This window comes from Paracoccus sp. NFXS7, assembly GCF_040148865.1.
In the GTDB taxonomy this organism is placed as follows: domain Bacteria; phylum Pseudomonadota; class Alphaproteobacteria; order Rhodobacterales; family Rhodobacteraceae; genus Paracoccus; species Paracoccus marcusii.
In genome coordinates, this window is the sequence record NZ_JAKEKV010000001.1 from 268,277 (window position 1) to 288,735 (window position 20,459).

The 20,459-nt window shown below is 67.1% G+C and carries 20 protein-coding genes; 7 read left to right on the plus strand and 13 right to left on the minus strand.

Going from position 1 to position 20,459, the window contains the following annotated elements; all coding sequences use genetic code 11:
• Positions 1–25: 25 nt before the first annotated feature.
• The 3 genes from LZ686_RS01370 to LZ686_RS01380 form a co-directional block, all read right to left on the minus strand.
• Positions 26–721, minus strand: coding sequence for a type 1 glutamine amidotransferase domain-containing protein (locus tag LZ686_RS01370; protein ID WP_349546767.1), 696 nt, complete (start codon positions 719–721; stop codon positions 26–28).
• A 201-nt stretch (positions 722–922) separates the two neighbouring features.
• Entirely contained in the window at positions 923–1,828 is a 906-nt protein-coding gene (locus tag LZ686_RS01375) for a DMT family transporter (RefSeq protein WP_349546768.1), read from the minus strand.
• On the minus strand, positions 1,825–2,526 hold the full coding sequence (locus LZ686_RS01380) for an HAD family hydrolase (protein ID WP_045981219.1): 702 nt from the start codon (positions 2,524–2,526) through the stop codon (positions 1,825–1,827). The genes LZ686_RS01375 and LZ686_RS01380 overlap by 4 nt, the downstream gene beginning before the upstream one ends.
• 64 nt (positions 2,527–2,590) lie before the next feature.
• On the opposite strand from LZ686_RS01380, the gene LZ686_RS01385 reads away from it, so the two are divergent.
• Positions 2,591–2,785 (plus strand): cation transporter, encoded by a 195-nt coding sequence (locus tag LZ686_RS01385; protein WP_045999077.1) that lies wholly within the window; start codon positions 2,591–2,593, stop codon positions 2,783–2,785.
• A 130-nt stretch (positions 2,786–2,915) separates the two neighbouring features.
• Positions 2,916–3,218 (plus strand): hypothetical protein, encoded by a 303-nt coding sequence (locus tag LZ686_RS01390; RefSeq protein WP_052714596.1) that lies wholly within the window; start codon positions 2,916–2,918, stop codon positions 3,216–3,218.
• 28 nt (positions 3,219–3,246) lie between these two features.
• Here the strand turns inward: LZ686_RS01390 and parA are convergent, their stop codons facing one another.
• On the minus strand, positions 3,247–3,879 hold the full coding sequence (gene parA, locus LZ686_RS01395) for a ParA family partition ATPase (RefSeq protein WP_349546769.1): 633 nt from the start codon (positions 3,877–3,879) through the stop codon (positions 3,247–3,249).
• Positions 3,880–3,954: 75 nt separating this feature from the next.
• The gene (locus LZ686_RS01400; RefSeq protein WP_045981336.1) at positions 3,955–4,275 is read right to left on the minus strand and encodes an antibiotic biosynthesis monooxygenase family protein; all 321 of its coding nucleotides are present in this window, start codon (positions 4,273–4,275) and stop codon (positions 3,955–3,957) included.
• 122 nt (positions 4,276–4,397) lie between these two features.
• Here LZ686_RS01400 and LZ686_RS01405 point away from each other — a divergent pair, with 122 nt between their 5' ends.
• Positions 4,398–5,444 (plus strand): dipeptidase, encoded by a 1,047-nt coding sequence (locus LZ686_RS01405; RefSeq protein ID WP_349546771.1) that lies wholly within the window; start codon positions 4,398–4,400, stop codon positions 5,442–5,444.
• A gap of 28 nt (positions 5,445–5,472) precedes the next feature.
• Here LZ686_RS01405 and LZ686_RS01410 read toward each other — a convergent pair whose 3' ends face one another.
• On the minus strand, positions 5,473–6,690 hold the full coding sequence (locus tag LZ686_RS01410) for a helix-turn-helix domain-containing protein (protein ID WP_502921986.1): 1,218 nt from the start codon (positions 6,688–6,690) through the stop codon (positions 5,473–5,475).
• Positions 6,691–6,895: 205 nt separating this feature from the next.
• A complete protein-coding gene (gene hemA, locus LZ686_RS01415; protein WP_045999074.1) occupies positions 6,896–8,125 on the minus strand; it encodes a 5-aminolevulinate synthase in 1,230 nt (409 codons plus the stop codon).
• A 163-nt stretch (positions 8,126–8,288) separates the two neighbouring features.
• Between hemA and LZ686_RS01420 the strand changes: the two genes are divergently transcribed.
• Positions 8,289–9,674, plus strand: coding sequence for a M20/M25/M40 family metallo-hydrolase (locus LZ686_RS01420; RefSeq protein ID WP_349546773.1), 1,386 nt, complete (start codon positions 8,289–8,291; stop codon positions 9,672–9,674).
• Positions 9,675–9,724: 50 nt separating this feature from the next.
• Here LZ686_RS01420 and LZ686_RS01425 read toward each other — a convergent pair whose 3' ends face one another.
• Positions 9,725–10,336, minus strand: a complete 612-nt coding sequence (locus LZ686_RS01425; protein ID WP_045981225.1) for a transglycosylase SLT domain-containing protein — start codon at positions 10,334–10,336, stop codon at positions 9,725–9,727.
• A gap of 277 nt (positions 10,337–10,613) precedes the next feature.
• Between LZ686_RS01425 and gatB the strand changes: the two genes are divergently transcribed.
• Together gatB and LZ686_RS01435 are read left to right on the plus strand one after the other, a co-directional pair.
• A complete protein-coding gene (gene gatB, locus LZ686_RS01430; RefSeq protein ID WP_349546774.1) occupies positions 10,614–12,125 on the plus strand; it encodes an Asp-tRNA(Asn)/Glu-tRNA(Gln) amidotransferase subunit GatB in 1,512 nt (503 codons plus the stop codon).
• 29 nt (positions 12,126–12,154) lie between these two features.
• The gene (locus tag LZ686_RS01435) at positions 12,155–12,472 is read left to right on the plus strand and encodes a DUF4177 domain-containing protein (RefSeq protein WP_252926404.1); all 318 of its coding nucleotides are present in this window, start codon (positions 12,155–12,157) and stop codon (positions 12,470–12,472) included.
• A 3-nt stretch (positions 12,473–12,475) separates the two neighbouring features.
• On the opposite strand, the gene LZ686_RS01440 is transcribed toward LZ686_RS01435, so the two are convergent.
• The 4 genes from LZ686_RS01440 to recA all read right to left on the minus strand — a co-directional run bounded on the left by LZ686_RS01440 (position 12,476) and on the right by recA (position 17,496).
• On the minus strand, positions 12,476–13,270 hold the full coding sequence (locus LZ686_RS01440) for a class II glutamine amidotransferase (protein WP_045981228.1): 795 nt from the start codon (positions 13,268–13,270) through the stop codon (positions 12,476–12,478).
• A gap of 59 nt (positions 13,271–13,329) precedes the next feature.
• Positions 13,330–13,629, minus strand: a complete 300-nt coding sequence (locus LZ686_RS01445) for a DUF1330 domain-containing protein (protein ID WP_045981229.1) — start codon at positions 13,627–13,629, stop codon at positions 13,330–13,332.
• Positions 13,626–16,277 (minus strand): alanine--tRNA ligase, encoded by a 2,652-nt coding sequence (gene alaS / locus LZ686_RS01450; RefSeq protein ID WP_349546775.1) that lies wholly within the window; start codon positions 16,275–16,277, stop codon positions 13,626–13,628. The genes LZ686_RS01445 and alaS overlap by 4 nt, the downstream gene beginning before the upstream one ends.
• A 139-nt stretch (positions 16,278–16,416) precedes the next feature.
• Complete coding sequence (recA, locus tag LZ686_RS01455) at positions 16,417–17,496, minus strand: recombinase RecA (protein ID WP_349546776.1); 1,080 nt, start codon at positions 17,494–17,496, stop codon at positions 16,417–16,419.
• Between the two features lie 241 nt (positions 17,497–17,737).
• Between recA and LZ686_RS01460 the strand changes: the two genes are divergently transcribed.
• Entirely contained in the window at positions 17,738–18,325 is a 588-nt protein-coding gene (locus tag LZ686_RS01460) for a hypothetical protein (RefSeq protein ID WP_349546777.1), read from the plus strand.
• An 8-nt stretch (positions 18,326–18,333) separates the two neighbouring features.
• Here the strand turns inward: LZ686_RS01460 and LZ686_RS01465 are convergent, their stop codons facing one another.
• Complete coding sequence (locus LZ686_RS01465) at positions 18,334–20,448, minus strand: ATP-binding protein (RefSeq protein WP_349546778.1); 2,115 nt, start codon at positions 20,446–20,448, stop codon at positions 18,334–18,336.
• Positions 20,449–20,459: the final 11 nt, after the last annotated feature.

A 20,459-nucleotide genomic window follows, 5' to 3' on the forward strand; every position in this document is an offset into this window, starting at 1 on the left:
TTTCGCGGCCCTGCGTTATTTGGTGTCAGGGCGCGGTCGGAAGGTCCGCGGCCTTCAGCATCAGGCGCGCGACCTCGGCCGACGAGGCAGGGTTCTGGCCGGTGACCAGGTTGCCATCGGCGACGGCAAAGGGCTGCCAGTCCGGGCCCTTCTGATGATGGCCGCCCTGGGCCTTCAGCTGGTCCTCCAGCATGAACGGGACGATATCGGACAGGCCGACCGCGTCCTCCTCGCTGTTGGTGAACCCCGCCACGCGACGGCCGTGGACCAGCGGATCACCCGAGGCGAGACGCGCCGACAGCAGGCCGGCCGGCCCGTGGCAGACCGCGCCGACGACCGCACCCTTATCGAACGCCCGGCCCAGCAGATCGCCCAAGGCCTTCGAATTGGGCAGGTCCCACATCGTGCCGTGACCGCCCGGCAGGAACACGATGTCGCAACCGGACACCTCGACGTCCTCGACCTTGGTGGTGTTTTCCAGCTTGTTCATGACCGCCTCGTCGGCCAGCAGGCGGCGGACCTCGTCAGTCATCGCGTCGCCTTCGGCCGAGGAAGGGTCCGCCGGGGGCTTGCCGCCCTTGATGCTGGCCAGCTCGATCTGCCAGCCCGCGTCCGATAAGATCCAATAGGGGGCGGCCAGCTCCTCCCAATAGAAGCCCGTCGGTTTGCCGGTGTCGCCAAGCATGTCGTGCGAGGTCAGGATGAACAGGGCCTTGGGCATGGTAAACCTCCTTGAGGGATGCAAAAATCGCCACGATGCCGGGATGGCGCCATGGCGTTCGGCATGTCAATGTTCCCCGACGCGTCCGAGTTCCCGGTCGCGATGTCGCACCGGTGCGACCATCTGGGTCGCGCGGCCGCCAAGGCCCCTCGATGGGGCCGCAGGCGGCCTCGTGCGCCCAATTCACGCGCGGGCACTACCTCAACCGGGACCGGGGCGCACCAGGCTGTCGACGGGGCGCCTGCGCCGCAGGCTCGCCTCGCGCCACATCGCATAGCCCCCCGCCAGCGCGATCAACGCCGCCCCTGCCAAGGTGGCCGCATCGGGCCGCTCGCCAAAGATCACCGCCGCCACGACCAGCGCAAAGGCCAGCCGCGTGTATCGGAACGGCGCGACGACCGACGCCTCGCCCAGACGCGAGGCCGCCACCAGCGTCGCATAGCCCACGACGCCGAACACCACCGTCCCCGCCAGCAAGACGACCTCGATCGGGCCAGGCATCACCGGCGCGGGCCCGGCCAGCAAGCCCAGCACCACCCCCGCCGGAATCATCGCGCCATAGGCCGAGGCCGACAGTTGATCCGACGCCACCCCCGGCGGAATGCGCCGCGTAGCCAGATCGCGCAGCGTCAGCCCCGCGACGCCCGCCACCGCCCACAGCATCGCGGGCTGGAACGCCGCCGTCCCGGGCCGCAGGATCAGCAGCACCCCCGCGAACCCGACCGCCACCGACAGCCAGCGGCGCCACCCGACCTTTTCGCCCAGAAACAGCGCAGCGCCCAGCACCAGCGTCAGCGGCAGCACCTGCAGGATCGCAGAGGTCACCGCCAGATCACCCACCGCCAGCGCCGTCACCAGGCAGACGGCCCCCACGATCTCTCCGGCATTGCGCAACAGCGCCATGGGATGGATCAGGTCACCTGTCCAAAGACGCCCTCCCCGCCGCGCCAGACGCGTCCAGAATATCGCACCCGCGACCACCCCCACCATCGCCAGCAATTGCCATACCGGCATCGTCCGGGTCAGTACCTTGAGAAACGCATCCTCGACCGCGAACATCGCCATCGATGCCGACATGAACAGCGCGGCACGCCCGTTGTCGGTCACGCCGCACCTTCCAGGTCGGCGATCAGCGCGGGCAGTCCGCCCATGTCGGACAGCTGGTGCAGGCGCGGATGATCGGGCGCCTCGGCATGTTCATGGCTCCAGGTCAGGTCATGAGGGATGAAGACCCCCGTCCCGCCCAGATCCAGCACCGGGATCACGTCGCTGCGCATCGAGTTGCCCGCCATCAGGAACCGCGACGGCTCCACCCCCTGCCCCATCAGGACCCGGGCATAGGCCTCGGGCGTCTTGTCGGCCAGGATCTGCACCGCCGCGAATCGCTCGGCCAGGCCGGAGGCTGCGATCTTGCGCTCCTGATCCATCAGGTCGCCCTTGGTGATCAGGATCAGCCGCCGCCCCTCCAGCGCGTCCAGGGCTTGTTCCACGCCCGGCAGTAGGGTCACGGGATGGGCCAGCATCTCGGCGCCCAGGTCCAGGATGCGGGCGATCTGGCGGCCCTCGATGCGTCCGTCGGTCAACTCGATCGCGGTCTGGACCATCGACAGCATGAAGCCCTTGATGCCGTAACCGTAGCGCGCAAGGTTCGCGCTTTCCGTGTCGTACAGCCGCGCCGCGATGGTCTCGGCGTCGCCGTGGTCCGACAGCAGCGCGCAGAACTCGGCCTCGGTGACGCGAAAGAACGTCTCGTTCTCCCACAGCGTGTCGTCGGCATCCAGCCCGATGGCGTCAAACAGGGTCATGTCGTCCTCTTGCGGGCGGCGCCGCGCTGTTTCAGGATCGAACGACCCAGCACAGGAGCGCCCGATGATCTATTCCGTCCCCGACATGAGCTGCGACCACTGCAAGGCCGCGATCGAGGCCGCCGTCGCCGGGGCTGGCGGCCGCGCAACCGTCGATCTGCCCGAAAAGCGCGTCACCGTCGAGGGGCTGGATCCCGCCACCGCGCAATCCGCCCTGACCGCCGCGGGCTTCACCCCCCACCCGCTGCCTGCCACATGACCCCGATCACCGGGTTCGCCGCGATTGAGCGGCGGGCCGCTTGATGCTAGGATCGCCTGATCGGCCTATGCGGGCAAGAACCGGACCAACCGGCGCGCGGCCGTCCGAGGCATTTCGAGGAGACAGTCCCATGCTGAACCGTTTCGTGATCGCGGCCGCCGCGATCGTCATGACGACCCCCCTGGCCATGGCCGGACCCATCGACAGCGCCTGCGTCCGGTCGGACCGCGCGCGCGGCAACGCACCGCTGTGCGGCTGCATCCAGCAGGTCGCGAACCAGACCCTGTCCCGGTCGGACCAGCGCCAGGCGGCGCAGTTCTTCCGCGAGCCGCATCGCGCCCAAGAGGTCCGCACGTCAAAGCGTGATGCGGACAACGCCTTCTGGGCCCGCTACCGCAATTTCGCGGCGCAATCCGAACGGCTGTGCCGCTGATCTGATCGAACCGGCTGGCCCGGTCGGGTCAGCCGATGCGGGCCAGAATCTCATCCGTCAGCGCGGCCATCTCGGCCGTTGCGGGACCCTTGGGGCGTTCGATCGCCCCCAGACCCAGTCCCAGGGTCTCGGCATAGACGACGCGGTTCGCGACCTGCGTGTCGGCCACCTGCGCGCCCAGCTCGACCGCCTTCTGCGCCACCTCGACCGACAGGCGCGTGTTGGGGCGGGTGCGGTTCAGGACCACCAGCACATCCGCCTTGTCGCGCCGCGCCAGATCCAAGACCCCCTCGGTCGCCCACAGGTCGACATGGCTGGTGGCCACCGGCACCACCACCAGATCCGCCACACGCAGCGCCGGGCGCAGGTCGCTGTCGATCTTGGGCGGCGTGTCGATGATGACGTAATCGAACCGACGCTTCAGCTTCTCCGATTCGTAGCTGGCCCCCCAAGCCGACGAGGTCGAGAAATCCATTGCCTCGTCCTCTCCCACGGCGGACATGCGTTCCATGAACCAGCGGCCCAGGCTGCCCTGCGGATCGGTGTCGATAAGGGCGACGGAATGACCCCGCGCATGCAGGCTGACCGCCAGATTGACGGCCAGCGTCGTCTTGCCCGATCCGCCCTTTTGTTGAGCCACCGTGATGATCCGACCTGACATTGCGACAATCCCCCGCGTTTGGCCCAGCCTAGGGTCCAACGCGGCCGATTGCACCAAGTTTCTGCATGTGCAGCATCAGGGATGCACGGATTGAACCTCGTACATCACGGGCTCGAACGACTTGCACATTCCGTGGATCTCGCGGTTCCGGCGACGCATCTCGGGGTCGCGCAGCATCGCTTGGTAATCGCGGCGGTCGCGCCACTGCGAATAGGTGGCGATGCGGGTCTGCGCGTCGTTCAGATGGATCGCCCCGCCCAGGCAGCCGGGCTGTCTGCTGATGACCTGCGCCCAAGCCTCGGTCAGCAGGTCCAACACGTCATGCGCGGTACCAGGGGTCACCTCGAAGGTGGTGATGACGGTCTGGCCGTCGAAATCGGGCGTGATGCGGGGCATGGGCTGGCCTTTCATGGGCATGGTCCTGCCATCAGCGTAACCCCCAAGCCCGTTCGCGCAAAGCGCCATTGCAGGGCGCTGCACGATGTGCATCCTGCGGGACGAAACAGCAAGGACCAGCCATGACCCCGGTATTCGACGGCCACAACGATTTCCTGCAGCGCGTCGTGGCGGCGGGCGCGGATGCCGACCAGCTTTGGCTGCATGGCGACGGCACCGGCCATCTGGACCTGCCCCGGATGCAGGCCGGCGGCATGGTCGGCGGTTTCTTCGCGATCTGGATACCGACACCGGCAGGGTTGGGCGACGACCATGCGATGGACGCGATGGAGAACCCGCCCTTCGAGCTGCCCCTGCCCGCCCAGATCGCGTCCGACGTGGCCCTGCCCCAGGCTTTCGCACAGGCGGCAGCATTGCTGGCGCTGGAGCGGACCGGCACCCTGGACATCGTGCGCGACGCCGCAGGGTTGCGCGCAACCATCGCGGCCGGGCGGATCGCCGCGATCATGCACATGGAGGGGGCCGAGGCGATCCGCGACCGCGATGCGTTGCATTTGTGGCACGCGGCGGGGCTGCGCTCGCTTGGGCCGGTCTGGTCGCGACCCACCCAGTTCGGCGAGGGCGTGCCCTTCGCCTTTCCCGCCAGCCCCGACATGGGCGGCCCGCTGACCCCCGAAGGTCATGCCCTGGTCGCGGATTGCAACGCGCTTGGCATCATGCTGGACCTGTCGCACCTGAACCAGGCCGGTTTCGACGATGTCGCACGGCTGTCGGAGGCGCCCCTCGTCGCCAGCCACAGCGCCGTGCATGCCTTCAGCGAAAGCAGCCGCAACCTGACCGACCGGCAGCTGCGCCAGATCGCGGACAGCAAGGGCTTGGTCGGACTGAACTTCGCCTCCAGCTTCCTGCGGCCTGACGGGCGGCGCCAGCCGTTGGAGGATTTAGGCATGATGATCCGGCATCTGGATCACCTGCTGGAGATCCTGGGAGAGGATGGCGTGGCTTTGGGGTCAGACTTCGACGGCGCACTGATGCCGCGGGATCTGCCCGATGCATCGGCGCTGCCCGTTCTGATCAAGGCGATGGACGATGCCGGTTACGGCCCCGACCTGATCCGCAAGATCGCCTGCGACAACTGGATCGGCCTGCTGGAACGCACCTGGCGCTAGGCGGGCCGGGGTTCCGGCCCTGTGAGTCTCACTCGGTTTCGGTCTGGCCGGGCGTCGCGACCTGCGCCACCGCGATCATCTGCGCCAGTTCCGGGTCGGCTGCGGGATCGGCCAGTGCGTAACGCTCGGTCAGGCTGGCGGGGGACAGTTCCACCCCGCTGATGACCTGCGCCCCGGGCGCCGCCGGGCCATAGGTCTGGCCGCTGACCGCGAAATAGACCGCGCCCGAATTTCCGGTCCGCAGAACGGGCGGCTGTTCCAGCGGCGGCAGCGCAAAGCGTTCGCCCGCGTCCATGATCTTTTCCAGCAGCACCGTGCCGTCCGCCGATGTCACGCGCACCCAAGCCGGACGCGCCGCCATCAGCTCCAACGGGGGCGCATCCGGGGCCAGCGTGCGCACGACGCTTTCCACGGCGGCGGGCTGGGCGGGCTGGGCGGTCTGCAAGGCGCCGATGGCGCCGGGCGTTCCGGTCGGCACCTGCGCCACGCCGGCCTGCTGGGCCAGTGCGTTCTGGGGAAGCGGCACCTGCGCGACCTGTCCCGCCGAGGCGATCACATCCTCGACCGTGGCAGAACTGTCCAGCAGACCGGGATCGATCGCCGCGATGGGCCCGTCGCGCGCGGTCAGGACCGGTGCCTCGAGGATCTGCGGACGGTAAAGGCGATCCAGCGCCTCGGGCTGGGGCAGGCTCAGCGCGATGTCGCTGCCCTGTCCGCCGTCGATGGCAGGGTCCGACAGCCCCGCGCCCTGCGTCGGGTCCAGTTCGGCGACCACCGTGGGCAGATCGTCACCCGGGGTCAGCGTGACGCGCTGGACCTCCTGCAGGACGGCCCATCCGCCATAGCCCAGCCCACCGATCAGTGCCATCAGCACGAAGATCGCGCCGACGGCCCGCGGCTCGACCTCGGACAGGAATCCGCGTTCCTGAGGGATGAACAAGGCGCGGGGATTGGCCAGCGCTTCGGCAGGGTCGGACGGACGGCGGCCCGGCTTGGGCCCGGCAGCGGCAGGAGCCATGCCATGCGTCGGCTGAAAGCCAGATTCCTGACAGAACCGCCGGAAGACCCAGTCGGGGTCCATGCCCAGATAACGCGCATAGGAGCGCACATAGCCCGAGATGAAGCTGGGCGCGTCAAAGGCCGAGACGTCGCAGTTCTCGATCGCGGCGACATAGGAGGCACGGATGCGCAATTCGCGCTGGACGTCCAGAAGGGACTTGCCCAACGTCGCCCGCTCTCCGCGCATCAGATCGCCCAACCGCGTGTCGTCGTCCAGGAACACTGCCGTATCCCCGACTTGCACGAAATCTTCTGCCGGGTCAGGTGCCCGCAGCCTGCTCATCGCCTATGCCTCATCCGCTTGTTATAGGCTGCCTCCGAATCGAAGGCTACCAAAGCTTCTTTAGCCAAAGGTTATCACGCAGGCGAGAGCAGTTCACCCGTGGATTGCATTACGCGCTCAATTCCGCGCGATTCAGGGCACAGTGCGACCACAGTGCATCCATCGCCCGGACCAGGTGATCGATCTGCTTCGGATCGTGCACCGGCGACGGGGTAAAGCGCAGTCGCTCGGTCCCGCGCGGGACCGTGGGGAAGTTGATCGGCTGCACGTAGATGCCGTAATCGCGCAGCAGCATGTCGGACAGCGCCTTGCAATGCACGGGATGACCGACATGGACGGGCACGATATGGCTGCCGTGGTCGATGATCGGCATGCCGAGCGATTTCAGGCGCATCTTCAGGATGCGGGCATGCAGCTGCTGCGCATCGCGCAGCTTCTGTCCCTCGGCCGTCTTCAGCAGCGCGATGGACGCCGCGGCGCCCGCTGCAACCGCCGGTGGCAGAGAGGTGGTGAAGATGAACCCCGGCGCATAGGACCGGATCGCGTCGCACATCTTGTCGCTGGCCGCGATATAGCCGCCGAACACGCCGAACGCCTTGCCCAGGGTGCCGTTGATGATGTCGATGCGGTCCGACAGCCCGTCGCGTTCCGCGACGCCGCCGCCCCGTTTGCCGTACATGCCGACGGCATGGACTTCGTCCAGATAGGTCAGCGCGCCGAATTCGTCGGCCAGATCGCAGAACCCCTCGATCGGGCCGAAATCGCCGTCCATCGAATAGATGGATTCGAAGGCGATCAGCTTGGGCGCGTCCGGGTCGTCCGCGGCCAGAAGCTCGCGCAGATGCGCCAGATCGTTGTGCCGGAAGATGCGCTTGGCGCCGCCATTGCGCTTGATCCCCTCGATCATGGACGCGTGGTTCAGCTCGTCCGAATAGATGATCAGGCCGGGAAACAGCTTGGGCAGCGTTGACAGCGTCGCGTCATTCGCGATGTAGGCGCTGGAGAAGACCAGGGCCGCCTGCTTGTCGTGCAGGTCCGCCAGTTCGGATTCCAGGCGCTTGTGATAGACCGTGGTGCCGCTGATGTTGCGCGTGCCGCCGGACCCCGCGCCGGTGGCGTCCAGCGCCTCGTGCATCGCGGCCAGGACGGTCGGGTGCTGACCCATGCCCAGATAGTCGTTTCCGCACCACACGGTGATTTCCTGGCGTTCGCCGTCGGGGCGATTCCAGACCGCCTGCGGGAACCGGCCCTGCGCACGTTCGATGTCGATGAAGGTGCGATAGCGCCCTTCCTCGTGCAGACGTGCAAGGGCCTTGTCCAAGGCGACATCATATTTCATGGCGGGCGATCCCTTGCATAGCTGGCTGGGTGCGATCATTCTCCGACCGCGCGCTTTCTGCCTTGATAGAGGTCAAGGCGCGAAAAAAACAGGCCGAAAACGTCGCAATTCGACGAAAGGCGCAGGCAGAAACCTGAAATCGACACCGCAAGAGGTAGGAATCATGGGCGAACACGCAAGGCTGCAGGACATCCTGACGCATCTGGACCAGGGGTTGGAGGATGCGCTGGCACGGCTGATGCGTTTTCTGGAGATCCCGTCCATCTCGACCGATCCGGCGCATGCGGGCGATGTGCGGACCGCCGCCGAATGGCTGGCACAGGAACTGCGCGACCTGGGCTTCGACACCCAGGTCCACGACACGCCCGGCCATCCGATGATCAGCGCCCGCAGCCCCCGTGGCGATGCGCGCCCGCTGCTGTTCTATGGCCATTACGACGTGCAGCCGGTGGATCCGCTGTCCCTGTGGGACCGCCTGCCATTCGAACCGGCGATCGAGGATACGCCCCAGGGACGGGTGATCCGCGCCCGCGGCGCGTCCGACGACAAGGGCCAGCTGATGACCTTCGTCGAGGCATTCCGGGCCTGGAAGGCCGTGCATGGCGCCCTGCCCACCGACCTGATCCTGCTGTTCGAGGGCGAGGAGGAGTCCGGCTCTCCGTCGCTACGGCCGTTCCTGATCGAACATGCCGACAGCCTGCGCGCCGATCTGGCGATGATCTGCGACACGGCGCGCTATGCCGACGGGCGGCCCGCCATCACCACGCAACTGCGCGGGCTGGTGGGACAGGAGGTCGTGATCCACGCCGCCGATCGCGACCTGCATTCCGGCAGCTTCGGTGGGCTGGCGGCGAACCCGATCATGATCCTGGCGCAGGCGTTGGCGGCGCTGAAGGACGACACGGGTCGCGTCACCCTGCCCGGCTTCTATGACGGCGTGGCGGATCTGTCGCCGGAGCTGGCGCGCGACTGGCAGGCGCTGAATTTCGACGCCGCCGACTATCTGTCGCGCGTGGGACTGTCGCAACCCATCGGCGAACGGGGCCGCACCGCGTTGGAGATGGTCTGGAACCAGCCCACGGCCGAGATCAACGGCATCGCCGGCGGCTATGCCGGCGCGGGGTTCAAGACCGTTCTGCCGGCGACGGCGCGGGCCAAGGTCAGCTTCCGCCTGACGGGCACCCAGGACCCGCAGGCGGTGCGCCAGGCGTTCCAGGATCATGTCCGCCGCTTCGTTCCCGCCGATTGCCGGGTGGAGTTCCACGACCACGGCGCCGGGCCCGCCAGCGTCATGGACATCAGCGATCCGGCGTTCGGCCAGGCCAAGGATGCGCTGACGCAGGAATGGGGCCAGGAGGCCGCCTATATCGGCGGCGGCGGGTCGATCCCCATCGCGGGCGATTTCAAGGAGCTGCTGGGCATGGATTCGATGCTGGTGGGATTTGCCCGCGACGACGACCGCATCCATTCACCGAACGAAAAGTACGACGTGGAAAGCTTTGCCAAGGGCGCGCGGTCCTGGGCGCGCATCCTGTCGGCCCTGCGCTGACATGAAAAAGGGGGCCCGATCCGGCCCCCTTTCCTCAACTTGATCCGGTCTCAGCCCTGCGCGCTGCAATAGCTTTGGCTGGAGGTCCAGGCGGCGATGTCCGCGCGCTTCTTGCTGCTGCGCATCGGTGCCCAGTCCCGCGCGACGCCGCGCCAGCCGTTGTCGTCACGGGCGACGGCGTTGTCGCGTCCAACCTGCTGCGCAGCGATCTTGACCGCGCAGGCCATGTTGTCGGCGCCGTTGCGGATATTGCCGGTGCAGTCATAGTTGCGCCATGTCGCCGGCGCGATCTGCATCAGGCCGATCCATTTGCCACCGCCGCCGGCGGCCTGCGGGTTGAAGGTGCTTTCATGCCGCGCGACGGCCGACAGCAGCCCCGCCCAGAACGCCTTGCGGCCGGTGGGGGCAAGCTGGCGATAGTTGGGGCAGAATTCCGCGATGTCATGAGGGACGCTGGACAGCATCGTCACGCCTTCGCGGTCAAGCGCCTCCATCGTGGCGCGGGTCCATTCGTCAGAGCCATTGCGCTCTCCCCACCGCATCGGGGGCACCTGGGCCAGGGCCATCTCCTGTGCCTCGACCTGGGCGTCGGTCGGACCCGACGGGGTCGTGGAACAGGCGGCCACCAGGGCTAGGGCGGCAAGGGAAAGCGCGGCGCGCATGGTTACCTCAAAGGGTGGTTTCGTCGTCCTCTGCCATAGCGTGTGTCGAATATGCTGCAAGAAGAACGATTTGCCTCGGCGGGAACCTGCCGCGGCGCGGACGGCGCGTGGTCGGAAATCCGCCGACGGCCATGGCCGAACGCCGCCGTTCATTCGAATTTTACGCATTGCACGGCGCCCATGATGATTCGCGCGGCAGTGGCGGGCGGGGCCGTGACAATGCCGCGGCCTTGCCCTAAAACCGCCGCCAGACAGTTTGCCGCCAAAGAGGCCCGCCATGCTTGACCTGACCTTCACCGCCCCGCAGCCGAAAGTGATCCAAGGCGCGCAAGGCGATTGGGAGCTGGTGATTGGGCTGGAGGTTCACGCCCAGGTCGCATCGAACGCCAAGCTGTTTTCCGGCGCCTCGACCCGTTTCGGGTCCGAGCCCAACAGCAACGTGGCCTTCGTCGATGCGGCCATGCCGGGCATGCTGCCGGTCATCAACGAATTCTGCGTGGCGCAGGCGGTCCGTACCGGCCTTGGCCTGAAGGCCCAGATCAACCTGCGCAGCGCATTTGACCGCAAGAACTATTTCTATCCCGACCTGCCCCAGGGCTATCAAATCAGCCAGTTGTATCACCCCATCGTGGGCGAGGGAGAGATCATCGTCGACATGGCCCCCGGCGTCGCCCGCCGCGTCCGCGTCGAGCGCATCCACCTTGAACAGGACGCGGGCAAGTCGATCCACGACATGGACCCGACCATGTCCTTTGTCGATTTGAACCGCACCGGCGTCGCCCTGATGGAGATCGTCAGCCGCCCCGACATCCGCGGCCCCGAGGAGGCCGCCGCCTATGTCGTCAAGCTGCGCCAGATCCTGCGCTATCTGGGCACCTGCGACGGCAACATGCAGAACGGCAACCTGCGCGCCGACGTCAACGTCAGTGTCTGCAAGCCCGGCGATTACGAACGGTTCCAGAAGACCGGCGATTTCGGCCATCTGGGCACGCGCTGCGAGATCAAGAACATGAACTCAATGCGCTTCATCCAGGCGGCCATCGACTATGAGGCCCGGCGCCAGATCGCGATCCTGGAGGATGGCGGAAAGATCGTCCAGGAGACGCGCCTCTATGATCCCGACAAGGGAGAGACGCGGTCGATGCGGTCGAAGGAGGAGGCGCATGATTACCGCTACTTCCCCGACCCCGACCTGCTGCCGCTGGAGATCGAGCAGGCTTGGGTGGACGACATCGCGGCATCCATGCCCGAACTGCCCGATGAGAAGAAGGCCCGCTTCGTGCAGGGCATGGGCCTGTCGGAATACGATGCGGGCGTGCTGACCGCAGAAGTCGAGAACGCCGATTACTTCGAGGCCGTGGCATCGGGCCGCGACGGGAAGATGGCCGCGAACTGGGTCATCAACGAACTGTTCGGCCGCTTGAACAAGGAAGGTCTGACCATCGCGACCTCTCCGGTGTCCGCCGCGCAGTTGGGCGGCGTGATCGACCTGATCGCATCGGACGCGATTTCCGGAAAGATCGCCAAGGACCTGTTCGAGATCCTGTGGACCGAAGGCGGCGACCCCGCCCGGATCGTCGAGGAACGCGGCATGAAGCAGGTCACCGACCTTGGCGCGATCGAGGCCGCCGTGGACCAGATCATCGCCGACAACCCCGCCCAGGTCGAAAAGGCACGCGCCAACCCCAAGCTGGCGGGCTGGTTCGTGGGCCAGGTGCTGAAGGCCACCGGCGGCAAGGCGAACCCCGCCGCCGTCAACGACATGGTCGCCCGGAAACTGGCTCTGTGACCCTTACCCCCTCGCGACAGGACGCCGACATGCGCTTTGAATATTCCGTCATCCCCGCGCCGACCAAGACGGAGAAGGCCCGCGAGGCAAAGACGCCGACCGACCGGTATGCCCTGTCGCTGACGGCAGAGCTGAACCGCATGTCGGCCGAGGGCTGGGAATACGTGCGCGCCGATGTCCTGCCAAGCGAGGAGCGCAGCGGCCTGACCGGGCGCACCACGGTCTATCATAATGTGCTGGTGTTCCGCCGCCCGCACAGCGTCGATCCTGAACTGCGCCGCCTGCCCCAGCCCGAGGCACCCGAGGCCGCGCCCGCGGCCCCCGATGCGATGACCGACCGCCCGTGAGGGTCAGGCAGCCGCGCTGAGCGGTTCGGGGCAGAACGGCACGACCTCGACCCGGCCACGCTCGAACGTGCAGAAGCTGCCGGGGGGAACCTCGGTCCAGTCCGCCTCGTCACTCTCCAGCGGTTCGGACACGACGGCCCAACCCTGACGGCTTTCCGACCACCGATGGTACAGCGACGGCGCCTGGTCGTCGCTGCTGTAGCGCAAAGCGTACAGCCGCTCTCCGTCCGACAGGGCGCAGGCGGCGCGGACATGCGGTGCGCAGCCGCGCTGACGCGCCAATGTGCCCAGCAGCCCAAGCGCCCGTTCCATCGCAACCTTGGGGTTCTGGTCCAGCCCGCATCCCAGGGCGACCAGGAACAGCGCCTCGCTGTCGGTCGCGCCCTTACGGTGGGGATAGTATTCGTCCGGGATCAGCACGTCGGCATGACGTCGGAAGGCGTCATAGCCGCCGAACTGGCCATTATGCATGAAGCTCCATCGACCGACGGCAAAGGGATGACAGTTGTTGCGGCTGGTCGCCGTCCCCGTCGACGCCCGCACATGCGCCATGAACAGGCCGGACCGCACCTGCGCCACAAGGCTGCGCAGGTTCGGGTCGGACCAGGCCGGCATGACATCGCGGTACAGCCCCGGTTCGGGACGTTCGCCGTACCACGCGATGCCGAAGCCGTCGGCATTCACCGGCGTATGGCACCGCATTGCACCCTGGCTTTGCCGGATCAGCGAATGCGCTGGCCGGCTGACGATATCCTCCAGAAAGATCGGTGCGCCCAGATAGGCGGCCCAACGACACATGCCCTGCCCCTTCACGTCTCTTTTGTGACAGGACTAGCACGAAAGTCTGAAGGTTTCACCTATTCCGTGGGGGGTGCGGCCTCTTCCACGATGACAAGATCGCGTTCGCTGGCCCCTTTGGCATGCGCAAGCGCCGCCTGGTACTCGGTGCTGTGATAACAGGCAACGGCCGCATCAAGCGACGGGAACCGCGCGACCACGTGGCGGGCGCGGTCCGCCCCCTCCAGTACGTGATAGCGGCCGGCGCGGGCCAAAAACACACCGCCATGGGCAGCGATCGCAGGGCCCGCCGCCTTGGCATAAAGGCCATAGGCGTCCGGGTCCGTCACGGTCACATGGGCAATCCAAAGCGCTGTCATTTGCTGTCCTCGATGATCTTGCGGGCGTCCTGGAACGCCGATTCCGCGGCCGCCAGAGAGGGCGCGCCACCCTGTGCCCGGTCGGGGCGGCCGCCACCACCCTTGCCGCCCAGTGCGGCGGTCGCAGCCTGCACCAGCGCCACGGCACTGATGCGACCGGTCAGATCAGGCGTGACGCCCGCGGCCACGGTGGCCTTGCCGCCATCCTCGGCCAGCACCAGAACGGCGCCGCTGCCAAGGGATGCCTTCATCTCGTCGACCAGCGCACCCAGTTCCTTGCCGCCCACGCCCTCGACCTTGCGGGCGATGAACTTGACGCCCGCGATCTCCTCGGCCTCGTCACCGCCGCCCATCGCCAGCTGCCGCTTCAGCTGCGCGACCTCGTTGGCCAGCGCCTTGCGTTCGTCGGCCAGCGCGCGGACGCGGGTCACCACCTCGGCGGACTGAGCCTTGAGGATGCCCGCGATCTCGGCCAGGCGGCTGTCCGCATCGCGCAGATGCGCCAGCGCCGCCTGTCCGGTCAGCGCCTCGATCCGCCGGACACCCGCGCTGGAGGCCGCGTCGCCCAACAGCACGAACGCTCCGATATCGCCGGTCCGCGCGACATGCGTGCCGCCGCACAGCTCCAGCGAATAGGTCGCCCCGTCGGCGCCCTTGCCGCTGCCGGGCTGCGCGCCCATCGACACGACGCGAACCTCGTCGCCGTATTTCTCGCCGAACAGGGCCTGCGCCCCTAGGGCGCGTGCATCGTCAGGCGTCATGATCCGGGTCTCGACCGGGCTGTTCTGGCGCACATAGCCGTTCACCTCGGCCTCGATCGCCGCAAGCTGCTCGGCCGTGACCGCATGGTTGTGGCTGAAGTCGAACCGCAGCCGGTCCGGCGCGTTCAGGCTGCCCCGCTGCGCGACGTGATCGCCAAGGGCCCCGCGCAGCGCCTCGTGCAGCAGGTGCGTCGCCGAGTGGTTCGCGCGGATCGCCGACCGGCGGTCGTGATCGACCGACAGCTGCGCCCCCTGGCCACGGCTGATCGTGCCCATCGTGACCTCGGCCTGATGGATAAAGACGCCGGCAACCTTCTTGGTGTCGGTGACGCGCGCCGCCCCCGTGTCGGTGCGGATCAGGCCGTGATCGCCGACCTGCCCGCCGCTTTCGGCATAGAAGGGCGACTGGTTCACCACGATGGCGACCTTGGCCCCCTCGCCCGCCTCGACCGCGTCGGCGCCGTCGATCACCAGCGCGGTGATCTGGCCCTCGGCCTCCTCGGTGTCATAGCCCAGGAACTCGGTGGCGCCGTGCTTTTCGGCCAGCTCGAACCAGATGGTCGCATCCGCGGCCTCTCCGGAACCCGACCATGCGGCACGGGCCATGCGCTTCTGCTCGGCCATCGCCGCGTCGAACCCTTCGGTCTGCACCGCGCGGCCCTTTTCGCGCAGCGCGTCCTGTGTCAGGTCCAACGGAAATCCGAACGTGTCGTACAGCTTGAACGCGGCCTCGCCCGGCAGGTCGGCCCCTTCGGGCAGGCGCGCCAGTTCGTCGTCCAGCAGGCGCAGACCCCGGTCCAGCGTCTGGCGGAACCGCGTCTCCTCGGACCGCAGGGTCTCCTCGATCATCGCCTGCGCGCGTGTCAGCTCCGGATAGGCCGCGCCCATCTGGCGCACCAATGCGGGCACCAGCTTGTGCATGACAGGGTCCTGCGCGCCCAGCATGTGCGCGTGGCGCATCGCGCGGCGCATGATCCGGCGCAGCACGTAACCGCGGCCCTCGTTCGACGGCATCACCCCGTCCGCAATCAGGAAGCTGGTCGACCGCAGGTGATCCGCGATTACCCGGTGATGCACCTTGCCCGGCCCGTCGGGATCCGCGCTGGTCGCATGGGCCGAGGCCTCGATCAGCGACCGCATCAGGTCGGTGTCATAGTTGTCGTGCTTGCCCTGCAGCAGCGCGCCGATCCGCTCCAGCCCCATGCCGGTGTCGATGGACTGCATGTCCAACGCGCGCATCGAGCCGTCCTCGAACTGCTCGTTCTGCATGAAGACCAGGTTCCAGATCTCGATGAAGCGGTCGCCATCCTCGTCCGGGCTGCCCGGAGGGCCGCCCGGGATCTTGTCGCCATGGTCGAAGAAGATCTCGGTGCAGGGGCCGCAGGGACCGGTCGGGCCCATCTGCCAGAAATTGTCCGACGTCGGGATACGGATGATGCGGTCGTCGGACAGGCCCGCGACCTTCTTCCAGATCTGAACGGCCTCATCGTCGGTGTGATAGACCGTGACCAGAAGGCGATCCTTGGGGATCGCGAAATCGCGGGTCAGCAACTCCCAGGCATGCGCGATCGCCTGGTCCTTGAAATAGTCGCCGAAGCTGAAATTGCCCAGCATCTCGAAGAACGTGTGGTGCCGCGCCGTATAGCCCACATTGTCCAGGTCGTTGTGCTTGCCGCCGGCACGAACGCATTTCTGCGCGCTGGTGGCGCGATTGTAGTCGCGCGTCTCGACCCCGGTGAACAGGTTCTTGAACTGCACCATGCCGGAATTGGCGAACATCAGCGTGGGGTCGTTGCGCGGGACCAGCGGGCTGCTGTCCACGACCCGGTGGCCGTTCCTTTCGAAATAGCCAAGGAAAGTCGAGCGGATGTCATTCAGACTGGGCATGGCGGGCCTTCATCGCAAAAGTGTCTCCGGCCAAGCCGGGCTGCCGATGGTCTATCGCCCGGCCGCTGCCCTGTCCAGCAACCGGCATGCGAAAAGGCGCAGGGTCTCCCCCGCGCCCGTCGTCGTGATGGCAGCGACCTTATTCGGTCAGCGAGTCGTCGTCGCCGCTGTCCGACCCTTCGCCGACGCCGAATTCCAGGCCATGACTGGCGCGGATCTTGTCTTCGATGGCAAAGGCCACCTCGGGGCGGTCGCGCAGGAACTGCTTGGCGTTCTCGCGGCCCTGGCCGATGCGCTCGTCACCATAGGAGTACCAGGCGCCCGACTTCTCGACCACGCCGGCCTTGACGCCAAGGTCGATCAGTTCGCCGACCTTGCTGATGCCCTCTCCGTACATGATGTCGAACTCGACCTGCCGGAAGGGGGGCGCGACCTTGTTCTTGACCACCTTGACGCGGGTGGCGTTGCCCACGACCTCGTCGCGGTCCTTGACCGCGCCGGTGCGGCGGATGTCCAGACGAACCGAGGCATAGAACTTCAGCGCGTTGCCGCCGGTTGTGGTCTCGGGGTTGCCGAACATCACGCCGATCTTCATGCGGATCTGGTTGATGAAGATCACCATACAGTTCGAACGCCCGATGCTGGCGGTCAGCTTGCGCATGGCCTGGCTCATCAGGCGGGCCTGGCTGCCCATCTGCATGTCGCCCATGTCGCCCTCGATCTCGGACTTGGGCGTCAGCGCCGCGACCGAGTCGACCACGACCAGGCTGACCGCGCCCGACCGCACCAGCGTGTCCACGATCTCCAGCGCCTGCTCGCCCGTGTCGGGCTGGCTGATCAGCAGTTCGTCCAGATTCACGCCCAGCTTGCGCGCGTAAAGCGGGTCCAGCGCGTGTTCCGCATCGACAAAGGCGCAGACGCCGCCCTTCTTCTGCTCCTCGGCAACGACATGCAGGGTCAGCGTGGTCTTGCCAGAACTTTCGGGCCCGAAGATCTCGATAATCCGGCCCTTGGGCAGGCCGCCGATGCCCAACGCGATGTCCAGGCCCAGCGACCCGGTCGATGTCGACTCGATCTCGGCCACGGGATTGTCCTTGCCCAGCTTCATGATCGAGCCCTTGCCGAACTGCCGTTCGATCTGGGCCAGGGCGCTGTCCAGCGCCTTCTGCTTGTCCGCCGCGCGTTTGTCCGTCATGTCGAAGATGCTCGCCTGTGCCATGTGATCCCCACGTTATTTCACAGCCCTCCGGGCGGGGCAATCAATTCGACCGACCGGATGTTCTTGTCTTGTTCACCACTAGATGCGTCATCCTTAACCGGTTTTCAAGGATGTTGTGGACGATTGTCGATTCGTCTGCGCCAGCATCGCGCGGACAGGGTTAACAAAGCGTTTACAGCCTTTGGCAGGCCCGCTATCCAACGCCTCCGTGCATCTGAAACACCATGATCGGACGACAGGCATGCTGATATTCTGGGACCAGAGACTGGTGTTTCTCGCCACGCCCAAGGCCGGCTCGACGGCGATCGAGGTTGCGCTCGAGTCGCTGGCCTCTGCGTCGCTGCTGCGACCGGACGCGCTCAAGCACACCGATATCGCCACCTATCGCCGTTTCGTCGGCCCCTGGCTTTCCGCGCAGACCGGTGCGGATTTCACCACGGTCGCCCTGATGAGAGAGCCGGTGGACTGGCTGCGCAGCTGGTACCGCTTCAAGCTGCGCGACGATCACGACGATCCGCGCCATGCCATGGACGGCATCAGCTTTTCCGATTTCGCAACGCGTTACGCCGCAGGCCAGCATCCCGAAATCGGCAGCCAGAGCGCCTTCCTGACGGACGGCGATCATCGCGTCGACTGCATCTTCCGCTATGAGGACATCGCCAGCTTCGTGGATTTCCTGGAGACGCGACTTGATTGCGCGATCGAGCTGCCGCGCATCAACGTGCCGCCCAGTGTCGACGTCCATCTGCCCGCACCGGCCGAGGCGCAGCTGCGCCACGCGATGGCCCGCGACCTGGACGTCTACGCGTCCTTGCACAGCCGCGGCTGATCCGCGCGTCAGTGCAGCCGGTCGCTGCCCGAGGGGCGCGTCAGCTGCATCTCGACCATCTGCGTCAGCTCGGTCAGCGTGAACGGCTTGGCCAGGAACGATGCGTCTGCAATGGGCACCTGTCCGTCCACAAAAATGTCCTCGGTATATCCGGACATGAAGATGACCTTGGCGGAAGGCAGCATCCGCCGCCCCTCGCGGACCCAGGTGGGGCCGTCCATGCCGGGCATCACGACATCGGTGACGAAAATGTCGACCGGACCGTCGCGCCCCTCCAGAAGGCTCAGCGCGGCCTCTCCCGATCCGGCCTCAAGGACGTCATACCCCTTCAGCTTCAGGGCACGCGCGGCAAACGCGCGGACCGGCGCCTCGTCCTCGACCAGCAGCACGGTCGCCTTGGGGCCGGTCTGCAGCTGCGGGGTGGGCCGGGGGGCCGAACGCGCGGCGGGAACCGCCGCGATCTGGGCGCGGGCATGGGCCGGGAAATAGAGCGAGAAGGTCGTCCCTTCGCTCAGCACGCTGTCACAGAAGATGAAGCCGCCGGTCTGCTTGACGATGCCATAGGCCGTCGACAGGCCCAGTCCCGTCCCCTCGCCCGTGCGCTTGGTGGTGAAGAACGGCTCGAAGATCTTGCCAAGATGATCCGGCGCGATGCCGCAGCCGTGGTCGCGCACGATGATGCGGACATAGTCGCCCTTGGGCAGCGTGACCTGGTCACGGGTCATCGCCTCGGACAGGTGAAGGTTTTCGGTGCGCACGGTGATGTCGCCGCCTTGCGGCATGGCATCGCGGGCGTTGACGACGAGGTTCATGATGACCTGCTCCAGTTGCCGCTTGTCGGCGCGGATGGCGCGCAGCGCCGGATCGTAGGTGATGGTCAGGCCCACCCGTTCCCCCACCAGCCGGTTCAGCAGGTGGGTCAGGTCGGCCAGCGTGTCGCGCAGGTCCAGCGTCTCCAGCCGCAGCGTCTGCTTGCGCGAGAACGCCAGCAGCTGTCCGACCAGCGCCGCAGCGCGGTTGGCGTTCTGGCTGATCTGGTCCAGGTCGGCATAATCCGGATCGCCCTTGTCGCGCTTGAGCATCAGCAGGTCGCAATGCCCGCTGATCGCGGTCAGCAGGTTGTTGAAATCATGCGCGACGCCGCCCGCCAGCTGGCCGATGGCCTGCATCTTCTGGCTTTGCACGAACTGGGCCTCCAGCGTCTTGAGGGCGCTGGCATCGGTCAGCACGGCGATCATGCGGCCAGCTTCGGCCGGATCGCGCGCCAGCGACAGCTGGAAATAGCGGTCGCGCATCTCTCCCTGGCGGCTGTCGGGGTGGCGCAGGCGCAGCATTTCCGTTCCGTTGGTGGCGCGCCCGGCGCACATGTCGGAAAGCCAGTCCGCCAGCGGGCGTCCCGGCCCTTCCAGCAGTTCGGCCAAATTCTGGCCCTCGTCCGCCAGCATGCCGTCCAGCAGATGACGGGCCGCGGCGTTGGCGCGGCAGATGCGGCCGTCGGTCGCCAGACGCAGCAGCGCGACGGGAATGGCGTCGAAATCATCGGCGGGGGGCTGGTCCTCCTCCATCGCCAGGGCCAGTTCGAACCCGTCAGGCTGGACCCCGGCGCGGTGCAGCGACCAGATCTGCAGCGGCGCGTCGGGCAGGCAGGACAGCGACAGGATCTCTCCCTCGGCCAGTTCCAGATCGGCATTGCCCACCCGCAGCGCACGGGCGGTCAGGTCGGCCAGCTGCCCTTCGGCATCGGCCCGCAGGCGCGCGATCAGCGACAGGACCGGGCGACCGGTCAGGTCCTCGAACTCGGTCCGGGCGGCCTCGTTCTGGAACAGCACCTGGCCGCGGGCATCGCACATCCAGATCGGGTCGGCGGCGGTCGCCACCTCTCCCCTGATGGCGCGCAGGGCCTTGCGGGCCGATAGTCCGCGCGCCAGATGGCCCACGGCGACCGCGCCCCCCAGCAGGTACCACGCCACCGCGACCGTCGAGGCAAGCACGGCCGCCGTCCCGGTCGCGGCGCCCGGTCGCGCCATCAGCACGGCCGCCCCCAGCACCATCGGCGCCAGCAGCAGCGGCAGCGCCGCTAGCGCCCCGCGCGGCAGGCCCGCCTGTTCGTCAAGATGCGCCATCGCGAATCGTC

What these genes read in the sequence shown, in the direction of transcription:
- LZ686_RS01370 (WP_349546767.1), bottom strand. Translation starts at nt 721, where the DNA reads ATGCCCAAGGCCCTGTTCATCCTGACCTCGCACGACATGCTTGGCGAC.
- LZ686_RS01380 (WP_045981219.1), bottom strand. Translation starts at nt 2,526, where the DNA reads ATGACCCTGTTTGACGCCATCGGGCTGGATGCCGACGACACGCTGTGG.
- LZ686_RS01385 (WP_045999077.1), top strand. Translation starts at nt 2,591, where the DNA reads ATGATCTATTCCGTCCCCGACATGAGCTGCGACCACTGCAAGGCCGCG.
- LZ686_RS01390 (WP_052714596.1), top strand. Translation starts at nt 2,916, where the DNA reads ATGCTGAACCGTTTCGTGATCGCGGCCGCCGCGATCGTCATGACGACC.
- parA (WP_349546769.1), bottom strand. Translation starts at nt 3,879, where the DNA reads ATGTCAGGTCGGATCATCACGGTGGCTCAACAAAAGGGCGGATCGGGC.
- LZ686_RS01400 (WP_045981336.1), bottom strand. Translation starts at nt 4,275, where the DNA reads ATGCCCCGCATCACGCCCGATTTCGACGGCCAGACCGTCATCACCACC.
- LZ686_RS01405 (WP_349546771.1), top strand. Translation starts at nt 4,398, where the DNA reads ATGACCCCGGTATTCGACGGCCACAACGATTTCCTGCAGCGCGTCGTG.
- LZ686_RS01410 (WP_502921986.1), bottom strand. Translation starts at nt 6,690, where the DNA reads ATGCGCGGAGAGCGGGCGACGTTGGGCAAGTCCCTTCTGGACGTCCAG.
- hemA (WP_045999074.1), bottom strand. Translation starts at nt 8,125, where the DNA reads ATGAAATATGATGTCGCCTTGGACAAGGCCCTTGCACGTCTGCACGAG.
- LZ686_RS01420 (WP_349546773.1), top strand. Translation starts at nt 8,289, where the DNA reads ATGGGCGAACACGCAAGGCTGCAGGACATCCTGACGCATCTGGACCAG.
- LZ686_RS01425 (WP_045981225.1), bottom strand. Translation starts at nt 10,336, where the DNA reads ATGCGCGCCGCGCTTTCCCTTGCCGCCCTAGCCCTGGTGGCCGCCTGT.
- gatB (WP_349546774.1), top strand. Translation starts at nt 10,614, where the DNA reads ATGCTTGACCTGACCTTCACCGCCCCGCAGCCGAAAGTGATCCAAGGC.
- LZ686_RS01435 (WP_252926404.1), top strand. Translation starts at nt 12,155, where the DNA reads ATGCGCTTTGAATATTCCGTCATCCCCGCGCCGACCAAGACGGAGAAG.
- LZ686_RS01440 (WP_045981228.1), bottom strand. Translation starts at nt 13,270, where the DNA reads ATGTGTCGTTGGGCCGCCTATCTGGGCGCACCGATCTTTCTGGAGGAT.
- LZ686_RS01445 (WP_045981229.1), bottom strand. Translation starts at nt 13,629, where the DNA reads ATGACAGCGCTTTGGATTGCCCATGTGACCGTGACGGACCCGGACGCC.
- alaS (WP_349546775.1), bottom strand. Translation starts at nt 16,277, where the DNA reads ATGCCCAGTCTGAATGACATCCGCTCGACTTTCCTTGGCTATTTCGAA.
- recA (WP_349546776.1), bottom strand. Translation starts at nt 17,496, where the DNA reads ATGGCACAGGCGAGCATCTTCGACATGACGGACAAACGCGCGGCGGAC.
- LZ686_RS01460 (WP_349546777.1), top strand. Translation starts at nt 17,738, where the DNA reads ATGCTGATATTCTGGGACCAGAGACTGGTGTTTCTCGCCACGCCCAAG.
- LZ686_RS01465 (WP_349546778.1), bottom strand. Translation starts at nt 20,448, where the DNA reads ATGGCGCATCTTGACGAACAGGCGGGCCTGCCGCGCGGGGCGCTAGCG.